Below are 6,799 nucleotides of genomic sequence, written 5' to 3'. Positions count from 1 at the left end.
GCCGCTGGCCGGCACCCCACAGATCGGGGGCAATGCCGGCCAGCGGCCGGCACTACCGATACGGGCGTCAGCTCGACAGATGCTCGATCGCCGCCACCTTGCCCAGGCGCTCGCCCAGCATCGTCAGCAGCGCCAGGCGGTTGCCACGCAGTGCCGGATCTTCCGCGTTGACCATCACGCCATCGAAGAACGCGTCGACCTGCGGACGCAGGCGCGCCAGGCGTGCCAGCACCGCCACATAGTCCTTCTGGTGCAGGCTGGCGCCGGTGTCATCGATGGCGGCGGTGACCGCTTCGGCCAGCGCGCGCTCGGCATCTTCCTGCAGCAGTGCCGCGTCGATCTGCGCCGGAATCTCGCCCTCGGCCTTGCGCAGGATGTTGCGGATGCGCTTGTTGGCCGCAGCCAGCGCCTCTGCCTCCGGCAGCGCGGCGAAGGTGCCGATTGCATCCAGGCGGCGGTCGAAGTCGTACAGCGAAGCCGGCTTCAGCTCGGCCACGGCGTTGAAGTGCGTGGCCGGCACGCCCTTGTCGCCGTAGTAGCCCTTCAGGCGGTCGAGGATGAAGTCGTACAGCTCGCCGATATCGGCCTGCACGTTGCGCGCGGCCAGGCCGGCATTGGCGCTGGCCATCAGCGCGCGCAGGTCCAGTTCGAAGCCGCTTTCGATGATCGTGCGGGCCAGGCCCAGCGCGTTGCGGCGCAGCGCGAACGGGTCCTTGTTGCCGGTCGGCTTCAGGCCTGCAGCGAAACCACCGGCCAGCGTATCCACGCGTTCGGCGATGGCCAGCACCTTGCCCAGCGGCGACAGCGCGATGTCGTCACCACCGAAGCGTGGCTGGTAGGCCTCGTCGATGGCCAGCGCCACGTCGGCCGATTCGCCACCGGCCACGGCGTAGTGGCGGCCGGCGATGCCCTGCAATTCCGGGAATTCGTTGACCATGCGCGACTGCAGGTCGTTCTTGGCCAGCTCGGCAGCCCGCTTGGCCTGCGCCGGATCGGCACCGACCTGGGCTGCGATCACTTCGGCCAGTGCGGCCACGCGCGCCACCTTGTCGGCCAAGCTGCCCAGCTTGGCCTGGTAGGTCACCGTCTTCAGGCCGTCGCCCATCGACACCAGGCCCTGCTTCAGGTCCTCGTCGAAGAAGAATTTGGCATCGGCGAAGCGCGGGCGGATCACCCGCTCGTAGCCCTTGGCTACTTCGGCCACGTCCTTCGATTCGATGTTGGCGATGCCGATGAACTTCTCGGTCAGCGTGCCGGCGGCATCCAGCACCGGGAAGAACTTCTGGTTGATCTCCATCGTTTCGATCAGTGCTTCCTGCGGCACTGCCAGGAAGGCGCGTTCGAAGCTGCACAGCACCGCCGACGGCCATTCGACCAGGTTCACCACCTGCTCCAGGTTGTCTTCGGTGATGCGGGCGCTGCCACCGGCTCCGGCTGCAGCGGCCTCGACCTCGGCGACGATGCGCGCACGTCGCTCGCTCGGGTCGACCAGCACGAACGCGGCGCGCAGCGCTTCAACGTAGTCCTGCGGCTGCGCCAGCGACACGGCCTGGTCGTGGTGGAAACGATGGCCACGGCTGGCGCGGCCGGCCTGCAGGCCGAACAGTTCGGCCTCGACCACGTTGGCGCCGTGCAGCAGCACCAGCCAATGCGCCGGGCGGGCGAAGCCCCAGGCGTGGTCGCCCCAGCGCATCGGCTTGGGAATCGGCATCGCCGCGATCGCCTCGCGCAGGATGTCCGGCAACAGGCTGGCGGTGCTCGCGCCCGGGGTCACCGCGCGGTGCACGAAGCGCTCGCCCTTGTTGTCGGTGGTCTTCTCCAGCGCGGTCCAGTCGATCCCGGCCTTGGCGGCGAAGCCCTGCAGGGCCTTGGTCGGCTGGCCTTCGGCGTCCAGCGCGATGTTCAGATACGGGCCCAGCACTTCGCTGTGCTGTTCCGGCTGTTCCAGGCCGACGCCCGGCAGCAGCACGGCCAGCCGGCGCGGGGTCGACAGCGGGCGGGCATCGCCCAGCTCCAGCGCGACGCCACGCTTGCGCAGGCCTTCGACAACACCGTCGAAGAACGCCTGGGCCAGGCCCGGCAGCGCCTTGACCGGCAGCTCCTCGGTGCCCAGTTCGATCAGCAGGGGGGACAGTTGGCTCATCGGTTCGATCCTGTGGTGGGGGCGCAGCGCGCAACGCGTCCGGCGCCCCGGGTAGTTGATGAAAAGCGGGACGGTGCAGGAAGGCGGTCAGGCCTTCTTCGCACCCGGGAAGCCCAGCTTCTCGCGCTGCTCGTAATACGCCTTGGCCACCGCCTGGGCCAGCGCGCGCACGCGCAGGATGTAGCGCTGGCGCTCGGTCACGCTGATCGCGCGGCGCGCATCGAGCAGGTTGAAGGTGTGGCTGGCCTTCATCACCTGCTCGTAGGCCGGCAGCGGCAGGCCCACTTCCACCAGCTTCTGCGCTTCACGCTCACAGGCATCGAAGCGGTGGAACATTTCGTCCACGTCAGCGTATTCGAAGTTGTAGGTGCTCTGCTCCACCTCGTTCTGGTGGTAGACGTCGCCGTAGGTCACCGGCTGGCCGTCCGGGCCGTAGGTCCAGACCAGGTCATAGACGTTGTCGCAGTTCTGCAGGTACATGCACAGGCGCTCGAGACCGTAGGTGATCTCGCCCAGCACCGGGCGGCACTCCAGGCCACCGGCCTGCTGGAAGTAGGTGAACTGGGTCACTTCCATGCCGTTGAGCCAGACTTCCCAGCCCAGGCCCCACGCGCCCAGCGTCGGCGATTCCCAGTTGTCCTCGACGAAGCGCAGGTCGTGCACCAGCGGATCGATGCCCAGTGCCTTCAGCGAATCCAGGTACAGCTGCTGGATGTTGTCCGGCGCCGGCTTCATCGCCACCTGGTACTGGTAGTAGCGCTGCAGGCGGTTCGGGTTCTCGCCGTAGCGGCCGTCGGTCGGGCGGCGCGACGGCTGCACGTAGGCCGCGTTCCAGCTTTCCGGCCCGATCGCCCGCAGGAAGGTGGCCGGGTGGAAGGTACCGGCGCCCACCTCCAGGTCGAGCGGCTGGATGAGCACGCAGCCCTGCTGGGCCCAGAACTGGTTCAGGGTCTGGATCAGGCCCTGGAAGGTGATCGGAACGGTCGGGGTCGCGGACATGCGTACGAGTCTTGGCCGGCAAGAGGGTGCGCTAGTATAACGGCCGACCTGCGGGGCATTCCGTACCCGGGAGGAGCAGGCAGATGGAACATCGGCTGCCGGTGGGCACGCCCGGCGAGCCAGGCGGCGTCCCGCTGCCGTGGGGCCGCCTGCATTTCGAGCAGGTGGGTGCGGCGCTGCTGGCCGACGGCCTGGTCGCCGAGCACGAGGGCGAGCGCATGCGGTTTTCCGCACAGGGCGCGCGCAATGCCAGTGAAGTGCACCCGCTGGTGCTGCTGTCCAACCTCAAGCTGGCCACCCGCGACGGCGGCGAACTGACCCTGGAACGCCTGACCGAATGGCTGGCCCAACGCACCGGCAACCGCTACCTGCGCATCGATCCGACCCGGGTCGACGTCGCTGCGGTCACCGCGCTGGTCTCCCACGCCTATGCCCGTCGCCACCGCTTCCTGCCGCTGGCAGTGGATGCCGAACGGGTGCTGGTGGCCACCAGCGAGCCGCTGGTGCAGGAATGGCGCCGCGACCTGCAGCACCTGACACGCCGCCGCATCGAGCTGGCGGTGGTCAATCCGCTCGACCTGCACCGCTACACCATGGAGTTCTACGGGGTGACCCGTTCGGTGCGTGGCGCGCGCGGCGACGTCCGCGGCGAGGCCAACACCACCCTGCCCAGCTTCGAGCAGCTGGTCGAGCTGGGCCGCACCGGCGACGTCAATGCCGACGACCAGCACATCGTGCACATCGTCGACTGGCTGCTGCAGTACGCCTATGAGCAGCGCGCCTCGGACATCCACCTGGAACCGCGCCGCGAGATGGGACGCATGCGCTTCCGCATCGATGGTGTGCTGCACAAGGTGTTCGAGGTGCCGCCGGCAGTGATGACCGCGGTGGTCAGCCGCATCAAGGTACTCGGCCGCATGGACCTGGCCGAGCGCAGGCGCCCGCAGGACGGCCGCATCAAGACCCGCTCGCCGGGTGGCCGCGAGGTCGAGATGCGCCTGTCTACCATGCCCACCGCCTTCGGTGAGAAGTGCGTGATGCGCATCTTCGACCCCGATGCCGCCTTCAAAAGCATCGACCAGCTCGGCTTCAGCCCGCAGGAGGCCGCTGGCTGGAATGCACTGGTCGAGCGCCCGCACGGCATCGTGCTGGTCACCGGCCCGACCGGCTCGGGCAAGACCACCACCCTGTATTCCACGCTGAAGCGGCTGGCCACGCCGGACGTGAACGTGTGCACGGTGGAGGACCCGATCGAGATGATTGCGCCCGAGTTCAACCAGATGCAGGTGCAGGCCAACATCGACCTGGACTTCGCCAGCGGCGTGCGCACCCTGCTGCGGCAGGATCCGGACATCATCATGATCGGCGAGATCCGCGATCTGGAAACCGCGCAGATGGCGGTGCAGGCCTCGCTGACCGGCCATCTGGTGCTGTCCACCCTGCACACCAACGATGCACCGTCGGCGGTCACCCGCCTGCTCGACCTGGGCGTGCCGCACTACCTGCTGGCCAGCACCCTCAACGGCATCCTCGCCCAGCGCCTGGTGCGTACCCTGTGCCCGCACTGCAAGCAGCCGCACACCCTTGGTGCTGCCGACTGGGCGGTGCTCGCTGATAGCCAGGCTGCATATCCAGATGCCGCCACGCCCTGTCGTCCGGTCGGTTGCCTGGAGTGCCGGCGCACCGGATTCCTCGGCCGCATCGGCCTGTATGAGTTGCTGCCATTGGGCTCGCGGCTGCGCGGGCAGATCCGCGCCGACATGGATCTGGCCGGTTTCACCCGTGCCGCGCGCGCTGAAGGGCTGCGAACCCTGCGCCAGGCCGGGCTTGAAAAGGTGGCGCAGGGGCTGACTACAATCGAGGAAGTCCTGTCAGTGCTGCCGCCCCCGGATGAACCCAGCCCCCTTCCTGATCCTTGAAACCGGCCGCCCGGTACCGTCGCTGCGCCGCTACGGGCGCTTTCCGCACTGGATCCGCGTCGCCGCCGGGCTGGAGGAACATGAGACGGTGGTGGTCGATGTCGAACACGGTGGCGCCCTGCCCGATCCGCACGGTTTTGCCGGGGTACTGGTGACCGGTTCGGCCGCCTTCGTTACTGACCACGCCGACTGGAGCGAGCGCAGCGCGGCGTGGCTGCGCCAGACCGCCCACGCTGACCTGCCGGTGTTCGGCATCTGCTACGGCCACCAGCTGCTGGCGCATGCGCTGGGCGGTGAGGTGGCCTACAACCCGGCCGGGCGCGAGTCCGGCACGATCGAACTGGAGCTGCAGCCACAGGCGGCACAGGATCCGCTGTTCCAGGGCCTGCCGCAGCACTTTGCCGCCCACGCCACCCACCTGCAGACCGTGCTGCGCGCGCCCGACGGTGCCGAGGTGCTGGCACGCTCGCCGCTGGATGGCTGCCACGCGTTCCGCTGGGGGCGCCAGGCCTGGGGCGTGCAGTTCCACCCCGAATTTGCCACCCACCACATGCGCGGCTACGTGCGCGCCCGCGCCGACTGCATCGGCCGCCACGGCGGCTGTGCGCGCAGCATCGAGCGCGCAGTCAGCGCCGCACCGCTGGCCCGCCAGCTGCTGCGCCGCTTCGTCCGACAGGCGCGGCTGTCTTCAGCCCAGCCGGCGGCAAAACAGCGATAATCAGCGGCACGGGCAACCGCCCGTCCCCTCCTGTCCTTCCCGGATGTCCATGAAAGAGATTCGCAAGCTGCCGGCCTCGGCGGGCGCCCAGTGGTTGCTGGATACGTTCTCGCTGTATCGGCGTGCGCCGCTGCAGCTGGCCCGGATCGGCCTGGCCTGGCTGCTGGTGAGCTGGGTGGTCACCCTGTTGTCGACGCTGATTCCCGGCGCCGCCGGCATGGCCGTGCAGCTGATGACCCTGGCCATCTCGCCGATCATGTTCGGCGGCATGCTCTACGCCGTGGGTGAGATCGACGAAGGCCGCCCGGGCCTGTCCTCGCACCTGCTGCAGCCGATCCGCGACCACCGCGTCAGCCACCTGCTGGTGCCGCTGGCGATCCAGGTGCTGGCGGTGCTGCTGCTGGGCGCGTTGCTGTTCATGATGATCGGCCGCGAAGGCTTCACCGCCTTCAGCGAGGTCATGACCAAGATGGAAGAGATCAGCCGCAGTGGCCAGCAGATCAAGCCGGACGATGCCGCGGCGCTGGTGGCCAACCTGCCGGCCAAGCGCATCGCGCTGTGGATGCTGCTGGTGTTCCTGAGCGCGGTCGCACTGTCGCTGGCAATGTTCACCCAGCCGGCGCTGGTGGTGTTCGACAAGCAGAGCGGCATGCACGCGCTGCGCCTGAGCCTGCAGGGCTGCATCGAGAACATCGGCGCGATGATCGTGTTCGCCGTGCTCGGCCTGATCGCCGCGTTCTGCATCTACATCCTGTTCGTGATCGTGATCCAGATCGCGATGCTGATCGGTGGCCCGCTGGCCGCCGCCTTCATCGCCCAGCTGGTGCTGACCACGGTGCTGATGCCGCTGTATGTCGGCGCGGTCTATGCCGCGTGGAAGCAGATGTTCGTGCACCGTGGCAGTCGCGCCGCGAAGCTGCGTCGGTTTGAAAAATCTGTTAGACGGCGATGCCAGCCTGCTATTTAGCATCGAATGCATGAAAGAACTGGACGCTTCCCCATGTGGCAAGTGCGGTGGCA

The 6,799-nt window shown here is 68.2% G+C and carries 5 protein-coding genes; 3 read left to right on the top strand and 2 right to left on the bottom strand.

Going from position 1 to position 6,799, the window contains the following annotated elements:
* Nucleotides 1-67: 67 nt before the first annotated feature.
* Both glyS and glyQ read right to left on the bottom strand, forming a co-directional pair.
* Complete coding sequence (glyS, locus tag ABGA94_RS05260) at nucleotides 68-2,143, bottom strand: glycine--tRNA ligase subunit beta (RefSeq protein WP_375366587.1); 2,076 nt, start codon at nucleotides 2,141-2,143, stop codon at nucleotides 68-70.
* 87 nt (nucleotides 2,144-2,230) lie between these two features.
* The gene (gene glyQ, locus ABGA94_RS05255; protein ID WP_049412007.1) at nucleotides 2,231-3,142 is read right to left on the bottom strand and encodes a glycine--tRNA ligase subunit alpha; all 912 of its coding nucleotides are present in this window, start codon (nucleotides 3,140-3,142) and stop codon (nucleotides 2,231-2,233) included.
* A gap of 83 nt (nucleotides 3,143-3,225) precedes the next feature.
* Between glyQ and ABGA94_RS05250 the strand changes: the two genes are divergently transcribed.
* The 3 genes from ABGA94_RS05250 to ABGA94_RS05240 are packed head-to-tail and all read left to right on the top strand — an operon-like array spanning nucleotide 3,226 to nucleotide 6,746.
* A complete protein-coding gene (locus ABGA94_RS05250) occupies nucleotides 3,226-5,061 on the top strand; it encodes a GspE/PulE family protein (RefSeq protein WP_005420442.1) in 1,836 nt (611 codons plus the stop codon).
* Nucleotides 5,033-5,779, top strand: a complete 747-nt coding sequence (locus ABGA94_RS05245; RefSeq protein ID WP_005420445.1) for a glutamine amidotransferase — start codon at nucleotides 5,033-5,035, stop codon at nucleotides 5,777-5,779. Before ABGA94_RS05250 ends, ABGA94_RS05245 begins: the two co-directional genes overlap by 29 nt.
* A gap of 49 nt (nucleotides 5,780-5,828) precedes the next feature.
* Nucleotides 5,829-6,746, top strand: coding sequence for a BPSS1780 family membrane protein (locus ABGA94_RS05240; RefSeq protein WP_375366584.1), 918 nt, complete (start codon nucleotides 5,829-5,831; stop codon nucleotides 6,744-6,746).
* The last annotated feature ends 53 nt before the right edge of the window (nucleotides 6,747-6,799 follow it).

Origin of the sequence: Stenotrophomonas sp. 3diitr2024, from assembly GCF_042136455.1 — a bacterium.
Taxonomy (GTDB): Bacteria; Pseudomonadota; Gammaproteobacteria; order Xanthomonadales; family Xanthomonadaceae; genus Stenotrophomonas; species Stenotrophomonas sepilia.
The sequence above is the reverse complement of the archived record's forward strand: the minus strand, read 5'-3'. Positions and strand labels throughout refer to the sequence as shown.